General features: G+C 71.0%; 23 protein-coding genes. 19 read left to right on the top strand and 4 right to left on the bottom strand.

Annotated elements, in window-relative coordinates:
- Nucleotides 1–757: 757 nt before the first annotated feature.
- The 3 genes from OOK41_RS00115 to OOK41_RS00105 all read left to right on the top strand — a co-directional run bounded on the left by OOK41_RS00115 (nucleotide 758) and on the right by OOK41_RS00105 (nucleotide 2,589).
- Complete coding sequence (locus OOK41_RS00115; RefSeq protein ID WP_266262352.1) at nucleotides 758–1,306, top strand: hypothetical protein; 549 nt, start codon at nucleotides 758–760, stop codon at nucleotides 1,304–1,306.
- 387 nt (nucleotides 1,307–1,693) lie between these two features.
- Nucleotides 1,694–2,344 (top strand): hypothetical protein, encoded by a 651-nt coding sequence (locus OOK41_RS00110; RefSeq protein WP_266262351.1) that lies wholly within the window; start codon nucleotides 1,694–1,696, stop codon nucleotides 2,342–2,344.
- On the top strand, nucleotides 2,317–2,589 hold the full coding sequence (locus OOK41_RS00105; RefSeq protein ID WP_266262350.1) for a hypothetical protein: 273 nt from the start codon (nucleotides 2,317–2,319) through the stop codon (nucleotides 2,587–2,589). Before OOK41_RS00110 ends, OOK41_RS00105 begins: the two co-directional genes overlap by 28 nt.
- A gap of 276 nt (nucleotides 2,590–2,865) precedes the next feature.
- Here OOK41_RS00105 and OOK41_RS00100 read toward each other — a convergent pair whose 3' ends face one another.
- A complete protein-coding gene (locus tag OOK41_RS00100; RefSeq protein WP_266262349.1) occupies nucleotides 2,866–3,207 on the bottom strand; it encodes a hypothetical protein in 342 nt (113 codons plus the stop codon).
- Nucleotides 3,208–3,239: 32 nt separating this feature from the next.
- On the opposite strand from OOK41_RS00100, the gene OOK41_RS00095 reads away from it, so the two are divergent.
- The 8 genes from OOK41_RS00095 to OOK41_RS00060 all read left to right on the top strand — a co-directional run bounded on the left by OOK41_RS00095 (nucleotide 3,240) and on the right by OOK41_RS00060 (nucleotide 9,134).
- Nucleotides 3,240–3,971 (top strand): phage portal protein, encoded by a 732-nt coding sequence (locus OOK41_RS00095; protein ID WP_266262348.1) that lies wholly within the window; start codon nucleotides 3,240–3,242, stop codon nucleotides 3,969–3,971.
- Nucleotides 3,968–4,159, top strand: coding sequence for a hypothetical protein (locus tag OOK41_RS00090; protein WP_266262347.1), 192 nt, complete (start codon nucleotides 3,968–3,970; stop codon nucleotides 4,157–4,159). The genes OOK41_RS00095 and OOK41_RS00090 overlap by 4 nt, the downstream gene beginning before the upstream one ends.
- Nucleotides 4,159–4,785, top strand: a complete 627-nt coding sequence (locus tag OOK41_RS00085; protein WP_266262346.1) for a hypothetical protein — start codon at nucleotides 4,159–4,161, stop codon at nucleotides 4,783–4,785. The genes OOK41_RS00090 and OOK41_RS00085 overlap by 1 nt, the downstream gene beginning before the upstream one ends.
- Nucleotides 4,786–5,020: 235 nt before the next feature.
- The gene (locus OOK41_RS00080; protein WP_266262345.1) at nucleotides 5,021–5,539 is read left to right on the top strand and encodes a hypothetical protein; all 519 of its coding nucleotides are present in this window, start codon (nucleotides 5,021–5,023) and stop codon (nucleotides 5,537–5,539) included.
- Nucleotide 5,540: 1 nt separating this feature from the next.
- Complete coding sequence (locus OOK41_RS00075; protein WP_266262344.1) at nucleotides 5,541–6,377, top strand: phage major capsid protein; 837 nt, start codon at nucleotides 5,541–5,543, stop codon at nucleotides 6,375–6,377.
- Between the two features lie 552 nt (nucleotides 6,378–6,929).
- Nucleotides 6,930–8,129 (top strand): hypothetical protein, encoded by a 1,200-nt coding sequence (locus tag OOK41_RS00070; protein ID WP_266262342.1) that lies wholly within the window; start codon nucleotides 6,930–6,932, stop codon nucleotides 8,127–8,129.
- A gap of 71 nt (nucleotides 8,130–8,200) precedes the next feature.
- Entirely contained in the window at nucleotides 8,201–8,407 is a 207-nt protein-coding gene (locus OOK41_RS00065) for a hypothetical protein (protein ID WP_266262341.1), read from the top strand.
- Between the two features lie 175 nt (nucleotides 8,408–8,582).
- Entirely contained in the window at nucleotides 8,583–9,134 is a 552-nt protein-coding gene (locus OOK41_RS00060) for a phage tail tube protein (protein WP_266262340.1), read from the top strand.
- A 174-nt stretch (nucleotides 9,135–9,308) separates the two neighbouring features.
- Here OOK41_RS00060 and OOK41_RS00055 read toward each other — a convergent pair whose 3' ends face one another.
- Nucleotides 9,309–9,434, bottom strand: coding sequence for a hypothetical protein (locus tag OOK41_RS00055; protein ID WP_266262339.1), 126 nt, complete (start codon nucleotides 9,432–9,434; stop codon nucleotides 9,309–9,311).
- 25 nt (nucleotides 9,435–9,459) lie between these two features.
- Here OOK41_RS00055 and OOK41_RS00050 point away from each other — a divergent pair, with 25 nt between their 5' ends.
- The gene (locus OOK41_RS00050; protein ID WP_266262338.1) at nucleotides 9,460–9,723 is read left to right on the top strand and encodes a hypothetical protein; all 264 of its coding nucleotides are present in this window, start codon (nucleotides 9,460–9,462) and stop codon (nucleotides 9,721–9,723) included.
- Nucleotides 9,724–9,772: 49 nt separating this feature from the next.
- On the opposite strand, the gene OOK41_RS00045 is transcribed toward OOK41_RS00050, so the two are convergent.
- Nucleotides 9,773–9,898, bottom strand: a complete 126-nt coding sequence (locus OOK41_RS00045; RefSeq protein WP_266262337.1) for a hypothetical protein — start codon at nucleotides 9,896–9,898, stop codon at nucleotides 9,773–9,775.
- Between the two features lie 44 nt (nucleotides 9,899–9,942).
- Between OOK41_RS00045 and OOK41_RS00040 the strand changes: the two genes are divergently transcribed.
- The 5 genes from OOK41_RS00040 to OOK41_RS00020 all read left to right on the top strand — a co-directional run bounded on the left by OOK41_RS00040 (nucleotide 9,943) and on the right by OOK41_RS00020 (nucleotide 13,045).
- Nucleotides 9,943–10,263, top strand: coding sequence for a hypothetical protein (locus OOK41_RS00040; RefSeq protein WP_266262336.1), 321 nt, complete (start codon nucleotides 9,943–9,945; stop codon nucleotides 10,261–10,263).
- Nucleotides 10,264–10,422: 159 nt separating this feature from the next.
- Nucleotides 10,423–11,790 (top strand): hypothetical protein, encoded by a 1,368-nt coding sequence (locus OOK41_RS00035; protein ID WP_266262335.1) that lies wholly within the window; start codon nucleotides 10,423–10,425, stop codon nucleotides 11,788–11,790.
- Nucleotides 11,744–11,995, top strand: a complete 252-nt coding sequence (locus OOK41_RS00030; RefSeq protein ID WP_266262334.1) for a hypothetical protein — start codon at nucleotides 11,744–11,746, stop codon at nucleotides 11,993–11,995. Before OOK41_RS00035 ends, OOK41_RS00030 begins: the two co-directional genes overlap by 47 nt.
- 128 nt (nucleotides 11,996–12,123) lie before the next feature.
- On the top strand, nucleotides 12,124–12,465 hold the full coding sequence (locus tag OOK41_RS00025; protein ID WP_266262333.1) for a hypothetical protein: 342 nt from the start codon (nucleotides 12,124–12,126) through the stop codon (nucleotides 12,463–12,465).
- Nucleotides 12,466–12,619: 154 nt separating this feature from the next.
- Nucleotides 12,620–13,045 (top strand): hypothetical protein, encoded by a 426-nt coding sequence (locus tag OOK41_RS00020; protein WP_266262332.1) that lies wholly within the window; start codon nucleotides 12,620–12,622, stop codon nucleotides 13,043–13,045.
- A 408-nt stretch (nucleotides 13,046–13,453) separates the two neighbouring features.
- On the opposite strand, the gene OOK41_RS00015 is transcribed toward OOK41_RS00020, so the two are convergent.
- Nucleotides 13,454–13,780 carry a hypothetical protein gene (locus OOK41_RS00015; protein ID WP_266262331.1) on the bottom strand — a complete coding sequence of 109 codons (327 nt, stop codon included), beginning with the start codon at nucleotides 13,778–13,780 and terminating at the stop codon, nucleotides 13,454–13,456.
- A 68-nt stretch (nucleotides 13,781–13,848) separates the two neighbouring features.
- Here OOK41_RS00015 and OOK41_RS00010 point away from each other — a divergent pair, with 68 nt between their 5' ends.
- Nucleotides 13,849–14,160: a hypothetical protein gene (locus OOK41_RS00010; RefSeq protein WP_266262330.1), complete on the top strand. Its 312-nt coding sequence runs from the start codon at nucleotides 13,849–13,851 to the stop codon at nucleotides 14,158–14,160.
- Nucleotides 14,161–14,554: 394 nt separating this feature from the next.
- Nucleotides 14,555–14,803, top strand: coding sequence for a hypothetical protein (locus OOK41_RS00005; protein ID WP_266262329.1), 249 nt, complete (start codon nucleotides 14,555–14,557; stop codon nucleotides 14,801–14,803).
- Nucleotides 14,804–16,612: the final 1,809 nt, after the last annotated feature.

The raw sequence follows: 16,612 nt of genomic DNA, 5'->3' as shown, positions 1-16,612 counted from the left end.
CAGAAGCTCGACCTCGACCACCTCAGGCCCCGCGTGTACGGCGGCACCGGTGGACCCCGCCGCCTGGCCCATGCCTCCTGCAACCGACGCGAAGGACAAGCGATCGGCCAAGCGCGACGACGCGTTGCAGCACGAGCGCAGCAGCCTGCGGTCAACTCCCGCCCTTGGTGACGCAGGGTGCGGGTAGGGGGGCACCCTGACGACGCAGAGTGATGCACCCTGACCCTCCGCTCTTCCGTCAGGTTTCTCTCCCCCCGCGCCGGATCTTGGAGGCGGCCATGGCCACGTCGGCAGCGGAACGGCAGCGGCGGTCGCGCCGTCACCGTGCTGGTGACCACTCGCTTTGCGACCCGGCACGTTGTGACGGTGTGACGGTCACACCTGATGTCACAGCCGCTATGGCGCGGTGCCATGAAGCCGGCCGAGGTAACCGCCGGACCTCGGCACCAGGCCCGCCGAGTGTGGCAGCAGGTGCACGACGAGGGGCCGGAGCTGAAGCCGGCCGAGCGGGTGCTGCTGGAGGAGGCGTGCCGGACGGCCGACCGGTTGGACGTGCTCGACCGGATCCTGCGTGGCGATGAGGACTCCTGGATGACCTTTCAGGCGATGTCCGAGGACGGCGACGTCGTCCGGGTGGTGCTGAACAACGCGCTGGCCGAGGCGAGACAGCAGCAGGTGGCGCTCAAGCAGTTGCTGGCAGAGCTGCGGCAGTCGAGCACGGGGTCGTGGGTGGCGGCAGGTCGGGAGAACGCCGCATGTGGCGGCGGCGGCCTACGGAAAACGGCAGCGGTGGCGTACGGATCTCACCGCTCAGTTGCTCGGCGGGCGCAGCCCGCGGGACGACACCAGCCCCGCCTCGGTCGACTCGTACGGGCCGGAGGCGAAAGTCGAGCTGATGCGCCGGGCCGGGCGGCCGCTCGACGCCTGGCAGGAGGGATTCGATCCACGCCATGCTCGCGGTCCGCGGACGGCAAGTGGGCGTGCTCCAGTTCGGTGGTGCTCCCGCCAGAACGGCAAGTCGGCCGTGCTGGAGGCCCGGGCTCTGGCCGGTCTGCTGCTCCTCGGTGAGCGGCTGATCATGTGGTCGGCGCACGAGTACAAGACGGCGATGGAGCAGTTTCGCCGGGTCGTGTGGATTCTGGGTCGGCTCGGCACGAGGCTCAACGACAACCTGTACGACGTTGACGGCATTCTCATCAAGGTCATCAACACCAACGGTGAGGAGTCGCTGGAGCGCCTCGACACCGGCGCCCAGATCAAGTTCGTCGCTGGGTCGAGGCCGGTCGCGGGTTCAGCGGCGACGTGAACCTCATCGACGAGACGTTCGCGTACACGCCAGTGCACCAGGCGGCGCTGATGCCGACTATAGGCGCCCGGCCGATCCGCGTCGTCGCCGTCGCCGCCTGACCGGCGAGACCGGCGAGGTGATGTTCGCGCTTCGGCGCCGGGGCGACCCGGGCGCACCGAGGGGTGAGGATGACCCGCCGTGGACGCAGGATCCGGCCCTCGGGTACCGGGACTGGGGTCTTGCCGGCGACCTGGACCACCTCGACAAGGTTGAGGCGACCAGCGGCTGTGGGCGGCGAACCCCGGCCCTGGGTATCCGGGATCGGCCTGGAGCATCGCGCAGGGTTTCCGGGCGATGTCGAGGAACTGGGCGCGAGCAGTTGGAGCATCTGGCCTCGGTGGGTCGGTGGGCCAGGCCAGGTGGCAGGTCATCGGCGAGGCCGAGTGGTCAGACGCGCAGGACCCCGCGTCGCAGCGATGGACGGCCGGCGATCGGCGTGTATGTACCGGACCGGTCGTACACGGCGCGATCGGGCTGGCTGGGGCGGCTGTGGGCGGCGGTCGGCACATCGAGGTGGCCGGCGACGGCACCGTGCTGGATTACCGGCCGGGCACCGGGTGGGTCGTGGCCCGGCTGAAGGAACTGGAGCGGCATCAGCCGAGCGTGTTGGTGATCGACGACAAGGCGTTGGCCGAGGAGGCGGAGGCCGCCGGGTTGACGGTGCACCGGGCGAACGTCGGGGACATGGTGGCCGGCTGCCAGCTCCTCTACGACGGCATCTGCGGTCCGGACGTGGGTGGCCGGGATGTGGCGCACATCGGCCAGGGCGTGCTCACCGATGCCGCGCGGGGCGCGGTGAAGCGGGACGTGGGCGGGTCGTGGGCTTGGGCGCGCCGGGACGTGGCTGTCGATACCACCACCCTGGCGGCCGTGGGCGCGGCCTGTTCAGCCACTCCGCGCCTCGGCTGCTGGCCAGTCGCGGATCCCGCTGGCCGCATTCGCCGCTCGAGACCGAAGGAGGTCCCCCGGTGGCAGTGCTTGAGTACGCCGACGTGACGCGGGTGGACCGGGTGGACCGGATACCGCGCAGGCCCGCTGGTGGCCGGCCCGGGCGATTTCTGGGGCTGCTGGCGGCGTTGCTGGTCGGGATCGGCCTGGCGTTCGCCGTGTTCGCCGTGCTGTGGCTGGCGTGCACCTGGTGCGCGGCGGCGGTGAAGGTCGGGTGGGACGACGCCCGGGCTGCCCGGCAGGCGCGCGTCGACGAGGCGATGAGGCGGGCGGACGATGGCGTCAGCGCTTGAGCGGGTGACCGCCCGGCATCAGGCGATGCGACGGCCCGGCGGCGAGGTGAAGGGCTGGTCGGAGCCGCCATTCTGGCGGATGGAGCAGCTGCGCAACGCGCTGATCGGCTCGTCGGCCCCGGACCGGGAGCGCATCGAGCACGAGTTCGAGGGCTACGTCCAGGGCGCGGGCAAGGGCAACGCGGTGGTGTTCGCCTGCTGCTACGCCCGGCTGCGGGTGTTCGCCGACGTGCAGATGCTGTGGCGGGACCGCGTCGACGGGCAGCTCGGCCCGTTCTACGACTCGCCGGAGTTGGCGTTGCTGCGGCGGCCGTGGCCGACGGGCACGCTGGCGAACCTGCTGGCGTGGATGGAGGTCGACGCCACGTACGCGGGCAACTCGTACTCGACGTGGTGCGACGACGTCGGCCGGTTCGGTCGAGCCGCCCGCGGCCCGGGCCTGCGGTTGACGCGGCTGCGGCCGGACTGGGTGACCCTGGTGATCGGCTCCCACTCGGAAGACCCATTCGCGGTCGACGCCCGGGTGGTGGGGCTGCTGTACGAGCCGCCGACGTCGGGGCTGGGTGCCAGCACGCGGGCGAAGCCGGTGCTGCTGACGCCGGACGAGGTGTGCCGCACTCGCCGATCGGCCCAGCCACCCGTTCCGGGGCATGTCCTGGTTGACGCCGGTGCTGCGGGAGATCGGCGCGGACCTGGCGGCCACCGAGCACAAGTCGCGGTTCTTCGAGAACGGCGCCGCGCTGAGCACCGTGGTCAGCCTCGACAAGGACGTTACGCCGGAGAAGTTCGCCGAGTTCGTCGAGCTGTTCAAAGCCCAGCACGAGGGGCCGCGCAACGCGTACAAGACGCTGTTCTTCGGTGGCGGCGCGGACGTGACGATGCGCGGGGTGGACCTGCGCAGCCTGGACTTCAAGGCGGTGCAGGGCGGCGGGGAGACCCGGATCGCGGCGGCGGCCGGCGTGCATCCAGTGGTGGTGGGCCTGTCCGAGGGCTTGTCCGGGTCGAGTCTGAACGCCGGGAACTACAGCGCCGCTCGGCGCAACGTCGGCGACGGCACGCTGCGGCATCTGTGGGGTGAGGCGGCGGCCAGCCTGGAGACGCTGTTCCCCCTGCCGCGGCCGGCGGCGGAGCTGCGGCCGGACACCCGGGACACGGCGTTCGTGCGGGAGGACGCGAAGGACGTCGCCTCGATTCAGCAGACCCGGGCGACGGCGCTGCGGTCGCTGCTGGATGCCGGCTACGAGCCGGACGCGGCGGTCGAGTACCTGCGCACCGACGACCTGGCCCGCCTGGTGGGCCGACACTCCGGCCTGTTCAGCGTGCAGCTTCAACCGCCCGGCGCCGGCCAGGGCGATCCGTTGACCGAAGGAGGCGCGGCGTGACGTTCGAGGTTCGGAAGATCGCGTACGCGGTGACCGTCAACGTGGTCGACGGGGTGCCGCAGTGTCCGTGCCATCAGGAACCGATGGTCAAGCGCAGCGAGGGCTGGATGTGCGCGGACGGCGCCGTCGTCCTCGACGCGCTCGGGCCGGCCATGGCCCGGCTCGACATGCTGATGGGGGTGGCGTGATGCAGGTCAAGGCGCTGCGCGGGGTGGAGATCAAGGACGTCGACAAGGGCACCGTCGAGGCGGTGTTCTCGACGTTCAACGTGATCGACTCCGACCGGGACGTCACCCTGCCGGGCGCGTTCGAGGACGGCGCGCCGTGGAAGATCAGCGCGTACGGGCACCGGTCGTGGATGGGTGTCCTGCCGGTCGGCAAGGGCACCGTCCGCACGACGAACACCGAGGCGATCCTCGACGGCCAGTTCTTCATGGACACCACCCACGGCCGGGACACGTTCGCCACCGTGAAGGCGATGGGTGAGTTGCAGGAGTGGTCGTACTCCGTGCACCCGACCAAGGAGTCCTACGGCGAGTTCGAGGGCCGGCAGGTGCGGTTCCTGGAGCAGCTCGGTCCGGCGAAAGTGTGCACAGCCGGTCCTCTGGGCGCCGGGATCGGCACCCGCACCCCTGGCAACGAAGTCCGACGGCGGGCTGCTGCTGCACGAAGATCGAAGAGGCGCTGGCGGCCATGGGCGTGGTCGACAGCGCGCGATGACCAGCGCAAGCGGAAGTGGGCGCTCTCGCTGAGCGAGGCAAGTCCCTGTCACGGGTCAACGCCGATGCCCTCGCCCGCCTCGGTGACGAGCTGAAGCGGCTCGGCGAGGCGTACGAGGCGCTGAAGGCCGGCGACCCGGGCACCGACCCCGACGGCGAGGCGGCCGAGGCCGTCGCCCGCGAGCCTGCGGGCCGTCGCACAGCAAGAGCGTAGGCGGCGACGACACCCAGGAGATCGAGTTCCCGGCGCTGAAGGAGGCGCAGGGCAAGCTCGACGCGAAGAACAAGGAGCTGTTCGCCGTCCTCGACGAGGCCGGTCCGGACTACGACATGAAGCTGGTGAAGTCCCTGCAGGGCGACACCATGGCGAAGGTCGAGTGGATCCGGGCGAAGAACGCCGAGATCGACGAGGTCGGCAAGGAGGTCGAGGGCCTGCGGCAGGTGGCCAAGGCCGCCGCCCGTCGTGGCGCCGCCGGCCGGGAGAAGGGTTCCGAGCCGGACTCGACGAAGGCCGGCCGGACCGGGCAGGGCCAGCCGGAGCTGAAGTCGTTCGGTGAGCTGTTCGTCGGCTCGGCCGCGTTCAAGGGCAAGCAGGGGTCGATCGGTCCGGAGGCCACTCTCGACCTCGACCTGAAGACGCTGATGCAGACGTCGGCCGGCTGGCTGCCGGAGACGACCCGCACCGGCCGGATCGTCGACTACGCCACCCGCCCCATCCAGGTTCTCGACTACATCCCCACCACCACGACCGCCCAGGCCGCGGTGGTGTACATGGAGGAACGACCTTCTATGCCGCGGCGGAGACCGCCGGGCGAACACCTTCCCGGAGTCGGCGCTGGCACTCACTGAGGTGTCCAGCCCGGTTCGGAAGGTCTCCACGTTCATCCCGATCACCGACGAGCAGCTGGAGGACGTCGACCAGGCCCGCGGCTACGTCGACAACCGGCTGCGGTTCATGCTGCGCCAGCGCATGGACGGCCAGGTGCTGGTCGGTAACGGCACCGCCCCGAACCTGCGCGGCATCAACAACGTTGTCGGCATCCAGACGCAGGCCAAGGGCACCGACCCGACCCCGGACGCCTTCTACAAGGCGATGACCCTGATCCGGACCGTCGGGCGGGCGATCCCGGACCTGCACATCATGCACCCGCTGGACTGGCAGGACATCCGGCTGCTGCGCACCGCCGACGGCGTGTACATCTGGGGGTCGCCGAGCGAGGCGGGCCCGGGCGCTGTAGGGCCTGCCGTGCCGGAATCGCCGCTGAACGCAGAACACGGGCCTGACGCTCGACACCTCTACGGAGCTGTCGATGCGCCAGGGCATCGTCGTGCCGGGTCTCAACAGCCACGGCACGTAGCGTCGAGGAGCAGCAGGCGGTCCGCGCGGACGTGCTTGCCGCGTTCATCTACCGGCCCACCGCGGTCTGCACGGTCACCGGTATCTGAAGACGGCGCCGGGGGCGAGGCCGGTCGATCCGCCGCCCGGCGCGCAGAGGACATCGACATGCCGATCCTCACGGGCGGTCAGGTGATGCCGGGCAACGGCATCCTGGCTTGCCGCAAGGCGGGCGCGCTCACCGCGAACAACTTCGCCGGCCAGTGCGTCGTCGGGTCGCTGGCCATCGACACCTCGGCGGGCGTGCTCTACATCTGCGTACAACGGCACGACCACGGCGGCCGTGGGTGACTGTCCGGGTCGCAGACCTGATGTACTGTCCAGCGACTCCAGGGACCAGGAGCAGCAGATGGCGGGAAACATCAAAGGCGGACCGGCGAATCTACCGCACGACCGACGGGCAGCAGTTGCGGGAGAACGACCCGCGCGGCGCGTACTGGCGTACGCGGTCGGCGACGGCGATGGTGCGCAGACGGGAGGCGGACCTACCGCGCCCTGGTCGACGAGGGCACCGCCGAGCACGAGTGCAAGGGCTGATGCAGCCGGCTGGCCACCCAGATCGCCGACGCGCAGCAGGTCATCGCGAACACCCCGGGCTCCCCCGGCGGCCGGGCATGGCCACGGAACCGGATCGCGCGGCAGCCGACCAGGTCGACGCCGGGTCGATTTCCTGCTGCCCGGCCGGGACCACACCTCGCCGGTGGCGATCGTGCAGGAGTTCGCGGCCAGGACAGCCGGACACCAGCGGCCGCGAAGGGCCTGCGCGCCGACACGAAGGCGACGGCGAAGCCGGCGGACAAGGCCGTCGACAAGCCCGCCGACAAGGCGTCGGGGAACTAACCCGTGTATGACGTCGGAGACACGGTCACGCTCAGCGCCACGTGCCACGACGCGGCGGGTCAGCCGGCGAACGCGGCCACCGCGACGCTGACCGTGACCCGGCCCGACGGGACCGTGGACCCACAGACGCCGACGAACCCGCCGGCGTCTGCGGGCCTACCAACTTGCTGTGTTACGGCCGGCGTGGTCCGCTGGACGTTCACCGGTGGGGTGCCCGACCAGGCATACCCGGACGTGGTGAACGTCGCGGACGCGTCCTGGCCGGCCATCGTCGGACTCGGCGAGACCAAAAACCACCTGAACATCGACCCGACCAACACCACCCACGACGACGAGCTACGCGGGTTCATCCTGTCCGCCTCGGAAGTGGTGGAGTCCATCGTCGGGCCGGTCATACCGCACCGTCGGGGGAACCCGCACGGCGGCGGCGGGCATCAGGTGGTGCTACGGCAGCGGCCGGTGCTGTCGGTGACGAGCGTGGTCGAGAACGGGGCGACCATGCCGCCGTCGGAGTACACGGTGACTCCGGCCGGGGTGCTCAGCCTCGGCTCGTCGTACTGGTGCAACCCCACGGTCACCTACGTCGTCGGCCGGCTCGCCGTGCCCGCCGCCGTGCTCGACGGCACGAAGGAGCTGATCCGCATCAACTGGCGACCCCAGACCGGCGGCAACGGGTCGGTGTTCGACCAAGGCCGCGGCGACACGTTCGGCCCGACCGGGCAGGGCGAAGTCCGGCTGGGGTTCTTCGTGCCACCGTCCATGCGGCGCTGGAAACGTGCACGGCCCACCGCTGGTGGCGTGATGGCGACGTCCAGCATTCCCGCCGCCGTGGACTACCTGGTGGCCACCGCCCGAACGCTGCCGGGCCTGACGTCTGACTCGGTGTCGGACGGCTTCCCGGCTGGCGTCGCCAACCCAGCGTTCGCGGTCGGCGTGGTCCCGTTCGACGACGGCGACACCGCGAACGAGGTCGTACACGCCCAGCTCGGCGCATATGGAACGCGAGACGTACGAGATTCCGTGCGAGATCGCTGTCGGCGTCGGCGGTGGCGAGGAAGCCGCGAAGGCCGTCCGCGACCAGGCGTTCGGCATCTTCGACGCGTTCGTCACGGAGATCCGCCGCGACCGGACCCTCGGTGGTGCGCTGCACTCCGGCGCTGCGCTTGTGACGCGGGTGCGCATGGATCAGACCGCGACCCCTGAGGAAGCCGGCCGGGGCCGTATCTGCTCGATCAAGCGCGGTCCGCTGCGACAGCCGAAGTTCGAGGAGGGCTATGGCGAGGGTGAAGCAGCCGTACGACGAGGCGCGGTTCGTGCCGTGGATCGGCCGGTCGGTCGCGCCGGGCGACATCGTCGAGGTCCCGGACGAGGACCTGGCGAACTACCTGGAGGCCGGGTGGACGGCCGCGCAGGACAAGGACACCAAGAGGGCCGTCGAGAAGCTCGACAAGCCCCCGACCAGCGGTGAGGAGCAGGGCTGATGGCGATCGGATCGGGGCTCGGCTCGTCGTTCGGGCTGGCGCCGGAGGTCACTTACGGCACGTACGTCGCGCCGAGCCGCTTCGAGGAACAGCTCCAGCTCAAGGAAGCGGAAGACCACCTACCAGGTGGCGGGGTCAGCGGCCGGGCGGATGGTGCATCCGGGTGGCCGGCGGTATGTCACGACCCGGGGTGCGGGGCGGCAACCTGTCGATGGGGGTCTACTCCAAGGGTATGGGCCTGCTGCTGGGCGGGTTGATGGGTGGCACGGTGTCTCCGGTGCAGCAGGGGGCGACGGCGGCGTACCTCCAGACGCACCCGCTCGCCGACCCGGCCGGCAAGAGCTACACCATGCAGGCCGGCGTCCCGGACCTGGGCGGCACGGTCCGCCCGTACACGTACCTGGGCTGCCAGATCACCGCCGCGGAGTTCAGCTGCGAGGTCAACGGTGGCCTGACGGTGTCGATCGAGGTCGACGCGCGGGACGTCTCCGAGGCGCAGACCCTGGCCGCGCCGTCGTACCCGGTCGTCAACGAGTTCCACTTCGCCCAGGCCGCGCTGAAGCTCGGCACGTACGGGGCGGAGGCGCTCGTCGACGGGATCCGGTCGATGTCACTGCGGATCGAACGGCCGAAGCACGACGGCGGCCCGTACATGGGCTCTGCCGGGCTGCGCAGCCAGGGCGTGCTGAACGCCTGGTCGGCGGTGTCCGGCACCAACCCTACCTGACGAAGGCCGACCTGGCGGACCGGACGCCTCGGACACCCCGACCGCGCTGGTGTGGGAGTTCGTGGGCGCGAATCCTTTCGACATACTACGAGACGATCCGCTTCAAGGTGCCGATGATCTTGCAACCCAGACGGTGACGCCGACGGCTGACCCGGTCCGGGCGTGGTCAGCACGTCATTCCTGGGTCAGCCCAGCGACGGCACGAACGCTGATGACGATCGATGCATCGTCGGACACCACGCTCGATGCGAATTCCAGGTCCAGGGCGACCGCTTCCAGGTCGTGGCCCGCCGGCTGCACGTACGGCCGCTGAGCGGAGGACCTGGTGGAGTTGCGGAAGGGCATCCTCGACGCGGTGCCGGCGCTCAAGGCCGCGGTCCGGGCAGACGCTGCGGCGTACCTGCCGGATCGGTACGCCCGGGAGCTGGTGCCGTCCATGCGGATGACGACGGCGACCACGACGACCGGCGACCAGGTGACCGGTACGGATGCCCTGGCCGCGAAGGGCTGCGGGGTAACCCCCGGCAGGTCGCCGGCCTGGAGGGCGGACGGCTCAAGCACCCGGTGTTCGGGCGCAGCCGCCCGCTGAAGCGGCACGCGAAGCACCGGGCGACGTCCCGGGCGAACCCGTGGGTGACTCAGGCGGTGAAGCCGAAGTTCGTCACGGAGCCGATGACGGCCGCCCGGCCGGCAGGTGCGAGCAGGAAGGCGGCGGTGGACCGCGTCCTCGACCAGATCTGCGAGAGGCTGACCATGGCGATCATCCAGGTACGGCTGTGCAGGCGAACCGTGGTGACGAAGTACGGCGTTGACGAGGATGTCGCTGCCCGCGAGGCTGACGCTCATTTCCGAGGCGCTCAAGGATCCAGCGGCGGGCGAGCTGGAGGCGATAGACGCGGCGATCGAGGCCCCCCTCGCCGCGTTCATGCCGCACCTGGAGCGGGGTCCGCTGAAGCTGTCGCAGGCCCGGTGGGTGGCGGCGTGGCTGGCCATGCGGCAGGCGACCGGCTCGACGCGGCGGCTGACCGACTTCCAGGTGCGGCTGCTGCGGGCCGAGCTGGTGCGGGAGGACGAGCAGCGCCCCCCGGCTGGTGGGACCTCGGGGTCTTCCTCCGAGGTCGCCGGGTAGCCGTCCTGCTCGCCGCGATCGAACCGTTCATGACGTTCGAGGCGCGAGGTGCTGCGTACGAGCTTGCGCCGGATGACGGCACCCGGCGGGCCCGTGACCACCTGGTGTGGTGGGACAACAACCGCGGCGACCTACGACCTATCGCTGTGAGGGGGTGCCGTGGCTGAGCAGGTGCGCTTCGACGTCGTCGGCCGGGACGCTGGCGCGTCGAAGACCTTCAAGGACGTCGGTGACGCGGCGGCGAAGACCGGCGACGAGGTCGCCAAGCTCGGCACGAAGGCCACCGTCGCCGGTGAGCAGGTCGAGGGCCTGGGCGACAAGACCCGACGGTCCGGCAAGGAGGCTGACGAGGCCGGCGACGAGTACCGCGGCCTGGCGGCCGACATCGCCGTAGCCGAGGCCGCGATGCGGTCCCTGGCGGCGGAGATCGACCGGACCGGCAACAAGGACCTCATCAAGGACCTGAACCGGCAGCGGTCCGAGCTACGGAAGCTGAACAACGTCCAAAAGCTGCTGCCGGACCTGGAGCAGCAGGGCGAGGAAGCGGCGTCCGGCTTCGCCGCAGCGTTCGTGGCCCGAGTCGGCCCGTTGATCGCCCGGGCGCCCCTCGGCCCAGTGGGGGCGGTGGCCGCCGCCACGCTGGCCGCGTTCCTGGTGCCTACCCTCTCGGCGGCGGTGGCCGGGGCGGTCGTCGGCGGGGTTGGTGTCGGCGGTGTGGCTGGCGGGATCGCGTTGGCCGCCCGGGACGCACGGGTGAAGGCCGCCTCGGCTGATCTCGCCGACACGGTGATGGGTGACCTCGACGAGGTCGGCGCCCAGTTCGTGCAGCCGACGATCGCCGGGATCGGTGAGATCCGGGCCGCCTGGAACGACATCTCCGACGACATCGACGGTGCGCTGGGCGCCGCCGCCGAGTACGTGCAGCCGCTGGCCCGTGGGGTCGGTGACCTGATGCGGGAGCTGGCGCCGGGGATCCGGGACGCCGCTGAGGCGGCCGGGCCGATCGTGCGGGAGATTTCCGAGGGCCTGCCCCGGCTGGGCGACGCCCTGTCCGACATGCTGTCGACCTTCGCCGACGACGCCGACGAGGGCGCATCGGCGCTGCGGTACGTGTTCATGGTCGGCGAGTCGGGCATCCGCACCGTCACCACGCTCGTCGATACCTTCGCCGACCTGTACCGGGGTGTCCTCGATGTGGCCGATGCCGGCTACACGGCGGCGGACGCGCTGTGGGGCTGGAACCCGCTGTTCTCGGACCGGATCGACGACGGCCGGGCGAAGGTCGACGAGCTGAAAGGCGCTCTCGGCAGCACCGCCGTCATCGGGAAGATCGCTGGCGACGAGGCAATGACCGGGCTGGAAGGTCGACGAGGCCGCAGGATCTGCTACCGCCGAGGTGAAGTCGTTCCAGGAGCAGTTGCGGGAACTGCGCGACCAGAACCTCGCCGTCATCGACACGGAGATCGCATTCGAACGCTCCTTGGACGACACGGCGGCGGCGGCGAAGCGGGCCAGCGGCGGCGTTGAGACCAACAGTGAGGTCGGCCGGAAGAACCGGGAAGTCCTGAACGGGCTGGTGCGGGACACGAAAGCTCATGCGCAGGCGGTGCTCGAACGGACGCAGAGCGAGGACCAGGCCGCCGCGGTGACCGAGCGGGGCCGGGCGGCGTTCATCCGCAGCGCCGTGGCGATGGGGGCGTCTCGCAGGCGGGCTGAGGAAGTTGGCCGCTGAGATCGTGCCGGGATCGAACATTGAGCGTGAGGTCAAGGTCGACACCAGCCAGGCTGGTATAACCTGAGGCCGTCCGGGGGCTGATGGCGATCCGGTCAAGCGGGTGGTGATCACCACCAGCACAACAGGTGGTGGTGCGCTCCGAGGGCCGCAACGTGCCGGCGGCACCGGCATCGGCGGCCAGGCCGGTGGCCGGACCGGTGCGAGGCCGGTGGACGTACTGGGTGGGTGAGCGGGGCGCGGAGCTGGTGGTGAAGGCGATCGGTGAGGACGTACGTGCACGACGCGGGCCGGTCGGCGGCCGTGGCGTGCGCTGCGGCGGCCGCGCCGGCCCGGGCCGCAGGCGCAGCCGGGCGATGAAGCCCAGGCCTGACGACGCGCTGGCCGAGCAGTTCGGCCGGCAGATGGAGCAGGCGCTGACCCAGGTGGCCGGATGCCGATGGTCGGATCGACTCTGGCCGGACCGCTGACCTCTACACGCGGGCGGGGTGGCGAGGGCGTGGACACTGTCCAGTCGATGCGATCTCGGCCACGCCGACGGTCCGGCTCGACCTCAACGACGACATCAGCTGGGGCCTGCGGTACGAGGGCACGGACCTGTCGCCGCCGGAGCTGCGGCGGGGCATGTCGCAGACGCTCCTGACCGACGGGGCGACGGTCACCGCGGCGGTGTACGACAACCGGACGCTACGGCTGCGCCTGGAGCTGATCGTCTCCAGCGCGGACACGGCGGCGTCTCGCCTCCAGGCCCTCAGCCGTGAGCTGGACCGGCCGACCAACGTGCTGCGCTGGCAGCCGGGCACCACCGCGCCGGTGTTCTTCCGGACGCTGAGGTCGCCGATCAACCGCATCACGGAGGTGGCGGGGTCGACGATGCTGCGGTTGGTCGACGTGGACATTCTCGCCGAGCCGTTCGCGTACGGCCTGCGCGAGACGCTGGCCCCGGTCACCGTGCCGAACAACCCGGCGAGCCCGGGCGGCTGCTACCTCGACATCGCCGGCGCGGTGACGGCGAGAACGCCTACCTGCGGCTCGGCGGCGACGTCATGACGCGCGTCTACGACTACCCGCGCGTGGCGATGGGCATCCGCCGGCGGGGCGCCGTCGCGAATGCCGATGAACTCCAGGCGGGCGACGACCACCGGCACCGCCGGCGCTGGCGCAACGTGCCCGCTGATGAGCAGGACCGGGCCGACTTGCCGGATCACCCCGACCTCGTTGATGGAGCGGCGGCTGTACGCCGCATCGTGGCCGGCGGTCCCGCCACCCGGATGCGCGGCGGTACCGAGATCCTGGCCCTGGACGGCACTCGCGCAGATCTCCGACGTGTGGTCGGCTGGTCTACGGCGGCACCGCAACGGCCGATCTACAACACGCCGGTGACGGTCGCGACGGGGCGGTCGCCTGCGACCTCGGCACCATCCAGCTGCCGGTGGGCGCTGACCCGGTGTACGACGGCTACTCGGCGACCGAGACGCCGGTCGGCGGGACCAGGATCGCCGTGTACGCCCAGCGTGTGTCCGGCACAGGCACCCTCGACGTCGACCTGCTGCAACCGGTGCCGGCGGACGATCGGTACGCGGTGGCCCGGGTGTGGTCGGACTCCGGGTCGGCGGCCGGGATCGTCGACGGCGCCAGGCACATGGTGTACGCGGTCGGCGCGGGCGGTGAGGTGCGGATGCCGGCGCAGCCGGATTCCCCGGTCGGTGGCCTGCCCCTGATCTCGCCGGGGGTCACCAACCATCGTGGCTGGTCGACGGCGAGGTCGGACGATGACCTCGACATCGACGCTCACCCCGTACTACTGGCCGCGCTACCTCTACGCGCGCCCACCGTCGAGCTGAGGAGGTGCCGTGAGCCCCGACGAGCCCATCGAGCAAGTTGTGTACCCCGATGGCGTCACCTCCGCCGAGGTGCTGGCCGAGCTTGTCACCATCCGCTGGCGGGACAGCGACGGCACCGTGATCTGGGAGGAAGCTCGAGCCAGGCAGACGCGTGGGCCTGCCCATCCCCCTGACGGTCCGGCTCCGCACCCCCCGCGTGGACCGGCACGTCACCGTCGACGCCCGGACCTGGTGATGCGGTGGACCGACCCGGGCGGGTACGCCTCGTGCACGGTGCCACTGGCCCGGCCGCTGACCACCCAGCCCGACGAGATCGCCTGACTACGGGCAGGTCACCGTGTACGACGCCCGCGACGGCAGCGTGGTGTGGGACGGCCGGATGGAGGACCCGGGCCGGGGGAGCTGTTCAGGCGGCGACGGGCAGATCACAGGACACGAAGCAGCCGTCGTAGGCCCGCAGGCCGTTGCCGCTGATCTACGATGGCGCGCTGGCAGTAGCGACTACTTCAGGCTGCGGTCAGCGTGGCCAGGGCGACCGTCGGCGGCGGGGACGACCCCGGCGGCAGCGGCAAGGACGCGCTCGTGGTCCAGTTCCCCGACGGGCTGCACATCTCGAACACGTCCCGGGTGAGCGCCCGCTACGACGGGATCGCTTTGGCCGGTCAGGATCGCGCTGATCGGATACGCCTGGGATGGCGCGCTCAACGATGCCAATATGAACGTCGATGCAATCCTGAGCACCGGCGGTGGCGCGAACGACACGGCCCGCACGGCGACGATCAGCACCAACGGCGGCCCGTACGCCACCCGTGTGGTCGGCACCAACTGGGCCAATGGCAGGGACACCCTCGACCTGCGGTACTGGCGCACAGCAGCGAACTGCTGCGTTGCCGCTGATCTGGCGTGGGCCAGCTTCACCGGCCATTGCGGTCGTGGCGATGCGTTTCGACGCGACCGGCGATGAGCAGACCACGGGGTGCACGCGGATGCAGAAGTGCTCGCCTCCGAGGTGGTCCTTGATCTCATCGGCCTGCCGGCTACGACGGCGCGACCGCCACCATCGCGGCGACGACGCACGCAATCGATCAGCTCCATGCCGGACGAGGTCACCGCCGCCAGGTGCTGGAGTTCTCGCGCTGGAGTCGCGGGCACGGCTGGCGGGCATGGGAGCGCACCGACGCCGGCCGAGCACCGGTTCGAGTGGGTGCAGCGCCCGGTCGGTACGAATGCGGCGTCGTCGGCGGCTACGACTCCCAGGGCAGCGCCGACGAACTTCCACAACATGGTCACCGTCCGCTGGCGCGACTCGGCCGGGCGCAGCCGGTTCGTGTTCCGGTCGTCGGTGGTGCCGGAGCTGGTCGCTGCTGGGCTCAACCGCCAGGCGTCGATCGACCTCGGCTCCGACGTCGGTTCGTCAGCGGACGCGATCAGGGCCGGGGACCAGTTTTTGGCCGAGCACCAGTACGCCCTCAACGGCGGCCGACTCGGGGTCGCCCGGCCGATCTCGGCGGAGACCGGCGGATGGTCATGCCTAGATCCGCCCCGGCCTGATCCAGGTGCGCGGCATCCTGCCCAGGATCGACGCGCTCAAGCGCATTCGACCGAGACGGCGTCAGGTCGCCCATCGTCTCCAGCGAGTACCGGGCGTCGGACGCGCGGCCACATTGGGCTGACTCGGGCGCGCACCACCCGCGGCTGCTGGCCGCTGATGCGCCGCGCCACCCGTCCTGCCGCCGCGGCTGGAGGCCGATGTCCTGTCCCTGCCCGAGCTGCGCCGGTGACGGCATCGTCATGACCGCCGGCATCAGTGGCGCCGCGACTCGGCGGGCTGCTGGAACCCGGGCGGTGCCGACCTGCGGCACCGTGCTGGCGACCGGCCCTGTCCTGGCCGGAGCTGCTGAACGCCGCGGCCCCTCACCCGCAACGCCGGAGGACCATCGTGACGAGCGCCCTGCCCCGCTGCTGGCCGTCCGTCAGCTGCTGCTTCGGCTACCTCGACATCAACAAAGAGGGCACCGCCCCGCGCCGCCGACCTGGACCCGGCGGTCGGGATCGTCGGCGACCCGCCCACATCGGCCCGGCTACCACTGCGGCTCGGACCGAGTTCGTCGGGTGTCGGCAAGGTCAACTGCTCCATGGTCAGTCCCCGTCGGGCTGGGCTGGCCGGCTGGGCGTGCGCCCTGGACGTCGGCGACTGGTCCGTCCGCGTCGGCGGCAAGACCCATGACCTGCGGTCGTTCTCCCTGTGGCTGGTCGCCCAGTGCAAGGCGGGCACGGCCGACACCCGGGACATCCGTGAGGTCATCTACTCCCGGACGGCAAGACCGTCAAGCGGTGGGACAGCTCGGCCAGCGCACGACGGCGAGCAAGTCGCACCGCCCACAGCGCACACATCAGCTACTTCCGGGACGCCATCAAGGCGGGACGGGACCAGACGGCGGTGTACCGCCGGCACCTCACCACTGTCGGCCTGATCAAGGCCCCCACCAGCAAGGAGAGCACCATGACTGCGATTTCCTGGCCATCACGAAGGACCGCTGAAGGTCGCCGCCGAGATGTCCGCCTGCCCCTGGGCGGTGCCGGCCGGCTTCGGCGGACCGCGCACAGGATGTGCTGGTCGACCAGACGGCCGCGCTTGGTCACGGCCAACAGCAGCCTGGCTGCTTCTCGACAGCCGCACGCCAGGTCCTGGAACTGCTCACCGGGTCAGGCGACCAGACGGCCGCCGAGGTCGCCGCCGCTGGTAGCGCAGGCCAGGACCCGGCGGCGCTCG

The sequence above is a fragment of the Micromonospora sp. NBC_01655 genome, from assembly GCF_026339755.1.
GTDB lineage: Bacteria > Actinomycetota > Actinomycetes > Mycobacteriales > Micromonosporaceae > Micromonospora.
The sequence above is the reverse complement of the archived record's forward strand: the minus strand, read 5'-3'. Positions and strand labels throughout refer to the sequence as shown.

What these genes read in the sequence shown, in the direction of transcription:
- OOK41_RS00005 (WP_266262329.1), top strand. Translation starts at nt 14,555, where the DNA reads ATGAACGTCGATGCAATCCTGAGCACCGGCGGTGGCGCGAACGACACG.
- OOK41_RS00085 (WP_266262346.1), top strand. Translation starts at nt 4,159, where the DNA reads ATGCAGGTCAAGGCGCTGCGCGGGGTGGAGATCAAGGACGTCGACAAG.
- OOK41_RS00065 (WP_266262341.1), top strand. Translation starts at nt 8,201, where the DNA reads ATGGCGAGGGTGAAGCAGCCGTACGACGAGGCGCGGTTCGTGCCGTGG.
- OOK41_RS00080 (WP_266262345.1), top strand. Translation starts at nt 5,021, where the DNA reads ATGAAGCTGGTGAAGTCCCTGCAGGGCGACACCATGGCGAAGGTCGAG.
- OOK41_RS00045 (WP_266262337.1), bottom strand. Translation starts at nt 9,898, where the DNA reads ATGATCGCCATGGTCAGCCTCTCGCAGATCTGGTCGAGGACGCGGTCC.
- OOK41_RS00095 (WP_266262348.1), top strand. Translation starts at nt 3,240, where the DNA reads ATGTCCTGGTTGACGCCGGTGCTGCGGGAGATCGGCGCGGACCTGGCG.
- OOK41_RS00020 (WP_266262332.1), top strand. Translation starts at nt 12,620, where the DNA reads ATGTCGCAGACGCTCCTGACCGACGGGGCGACGGTCACCGCGGCGGTG.
- OOK41_RS00060 (WP_266262340.1), top strand. Translation starts at nt 8,583, where the DNA reads ATGTCACGACCCGGGGTGCGGGGCGGCAACCTGTCGATGGGGGTCTAC.
- OOK41_RS00015 (WP_266262331.1), bottom strand. Translation starts at nt 13,780, where the DNA reads ATGTCGAGGTCATCGTCCGACCTCGCCGTCGACCAGCCACGATGGTTG.